This window comes from Planctomycetia bacterium (genome assembly GCA_034440135.1).
Taxonomy (GTDB): domain Bacteria; phylum Planctomycetota; class Planctomycetia; order Pirellulales; family JALHLM01; genus JALHLM01.
In genome coordinates, this window is sequence record JAWXBP010000200.1 from 1 (window position 1) to 2672 (window position 2672).

The window sequence follows — 2672 nt, forward strand, 5'->3', positions numbered from 1 at the left end:
CGCGCCGCATTCTTCTCGACGGAAAAATGCGCTTCGCCGCGCAGCAGCCGCACGCCGCGCCGCGCTGTCCCGTAGACGACTTCAATTTCCGCGCCGAAGTTGAGTTCGACCACCGAGCCGTCGGAAAGTAGGCGACGTTCTGGTTTGGAAACCAACAAGGCGGCCGGCGCGGCATCCGCCGAAGCCCGCTTGATTTCGCGCGGTCCGACGTAGATTAGGACCAACGCCGCAGCCGCAAGCCCGGTGCCAAAGCCCGCCAAAGCCCGCCACCGGCGCTGGCGCGCACGCGCGGTCAGTTTGGCCGCGGCCCATTCGCCCGTGCCGGTGGCCCGCAGCGTGTCGCACGGTGCCAGCGCCGTCTCGTATTCGCGCCACACCGCCCTGTGCCGCGGGTCGGCGGCAAGCCAGCGTTCGAACTCAATTTCTTCGCGGGGGGTGAACCCCACGTCGCGCCGCGCGTACCACGCCGCCGCCACATCATCGATCCCTTCCGTAGCGCCGGAAAAATCGTGCGGGTCAGCCATGGTCGCCTTTCGGAAAAGCCGCGATTCGGCCCGTCACACCGCGCCAGCGCAGAGACTGCACGATGCGCTTGGCTCCGCGGCCAACCTGGACTTGCACCGTTTGCTCCGACAGCCCTAGGCTCACGGCGATCTCGCGCTGCGACACGCCCTGCAGTTTGCGCAGGATGAAAATCTCGCGGCAACGACCAGGCAGCGCATCGATCGCTTCGAGCAGCAGCGCGACCTCCTGCCGGGTGCTGACTTGTTCGGCGACATCGGGCTCTTCGGCGACCACAAGCAGCGCGGCGGAATCCGGCCCCGGATGGACGGCGAAAATCTTCGGACGGCGGAAAATCGCGAGAGCAACATTCCGGGCCGTCGCGAACAGATACGCGCGGGCGCACGCCACCGGCGTCGCTTCCCGCGCGCGCAGGAGCCGCAGGTAGCTTTCTTGCACCACATCGTCCAGGTCGCGCGCACCCGGGAAACGGCTGCGCAGCCATGCCCGCAAATCCCGCTCGTGCGGCTGGACGTGTTCGGCAAACCACTGCGTGTGGTCGGTGTGGGGCGGAATCACGACGGGAGCACCGGACGCGAAACACCCACGCAAATCAAGCTCCGAGACGCGGGCGCGTCGCTTGATGCGCGGTAGAACGTGGTCTCAACGGAGATTGCGTGCATGAACTTCCACCTAGCTAAAAGGTCCCTTTGATCCCGAAAGTCCAAATCGCTCCCCACTGTTGACGCTGCCGAAACTGCGCATGCTCGGGCGTGTTCGAGCCATAGATCTGAAGGTCGACCGGAGCGTCGCCCAGATTGGCCAGACTCGCGAATAAGGCTAAGCGCGGAGTCAGACGATATTCGCCATTCAGATCGACGATCATGCGTTTCGACGCCCAATTGTAAGTGCCCGGAGCGATACCTCGACCTTCTGCCACCGGACCGCGCCGCGCATGGCCCGTATAACTCCATCGCATACGCACATTGTATTTCGAACGCATCAAGCTAACTCCCCAATTGGCCGTGAAGGGCACAAAGCCCGTGAAGTTCGCCGCAGCCGGTCCTTCGGTCCGCAAAGAGCTTGTATTCGCGAACACCTGTACTCCGCTCGCCCACTCCGGCAGGAAGGTCAGCGCCTGTTTGTAGCTGATGTCGAAGCCTGACATCCGAGAGGTCTCAGACAGGTTGAATTGCGTCGCCACGTCATAGCCGCCGTAGACCGATGGATCGAGACCATAGAGCGTCAGGAACTCCGGCGTCGCGGCGAACACGGTATCGCCGAAGAAGTTGTCGATCTCACGCAGAAACGCGCTCACCGAGAGCACGCCGATCGGTTCGAAATAATATTCAAGCCCGACCTTCACCGTATGCGCAGTCCAGGCCTTGATCCCCGCATTGTTGACCGCGGTCCGATTGGTGGGCGACGCCGGCTCTTCGGTGTCCGGCAAGGTCAGGCTCCCGGCATATTGCACCAAATCCGGACGTCCCACGGACTGATAGTATCCGGCACGTGCGATCATATTCTCGCGGAGGTCATAGCTCACGTTGATACTTGGGAACCAGCGCAGATATTCCTTTTTCGCGCGCAGCCCGCGGTCGATGCGCGTGAGACGGGCCGTTTCCAGCGCATTGGTCGTAATCGGCAGCGGCCGGCCATTCGTTCCCAGGATCACGGTGCCAGTCGCATTGCGCCGATAATTCCGAGTGACATCGATCAACTGGCCTTCACCCGATGCATTCGTCTGTTCGCCACGGATCCCGGCCACGAGCTTGAGCCGGCCGTCGAGAAACTGGGTGTCGCCGCGCAGGAACGCCGCTGAGATCGTTTCGTCTGCGTGCTTTGAGCTGGAAATCTGGGTATTATAGCGTGCAACTTCATTCAGCGTGAAGTTTCCCGGGTTTGCCTGATACAGGGCGAAGAGATCTTGATTGTTTATCCAGTCGATACTAGGGAAGCCAAACGGTCCCGGCCGCTGTGACATACCCTCATCGAGCACCCGGCTCGCCCGCGCATCAGTCCCGTTGAACGTAAAGGCGGCCATATCCTGTCTGATGTCCTTCACGGTTTCGCGGACGTCGATTCCGCCCTTGATCGTGAGCGGTACCACCCAGCGGAAATCCCGGCGTGCATTGGCGAAGAAGTTCCGCTGCAGGGAGAGCTGATCCACA

The 2672-nt window shown here is 62.1% G+C and carries 3 protein-coding genes; all 3 read right to left on the reverse strand.

Features of this window, described 5'->3' with window-relative positions; all coding sequences use genetic code 11:
- Positions 1 to 476, reverse strand: a 476-nt coding sequence (locus SGJ19_11635; GenBank protein MDZ4780896.1) for a DUF4880 domain-containing protein, incomplete at its 3' end; no start/stop codon positions are given.
- A gap of 40 nt (positions 477 to 516) precedes the next feature.
- Positions 517 to 1080 (reverse strand): sigma-70 family RNA polymerase sigma factor, encoded by a 564-nt coding sequence (locus tag SGJ19_11640; GenBank protein MDZ4780897.1) that lies wholly within the window; start codon positions 1078 to 1080, stop codon positions 517 to 519.
- Positions 1081 to 1198: 118 nt separating this feature from the next.
- A partial coding sequence (locus SGJ19_11645) for a TonB-dependent receptor (protein ID MDZ4780898.1) occupies positions 1199 to 2672 on the reverse strand: 1474 nt, incomplete at its 5' end.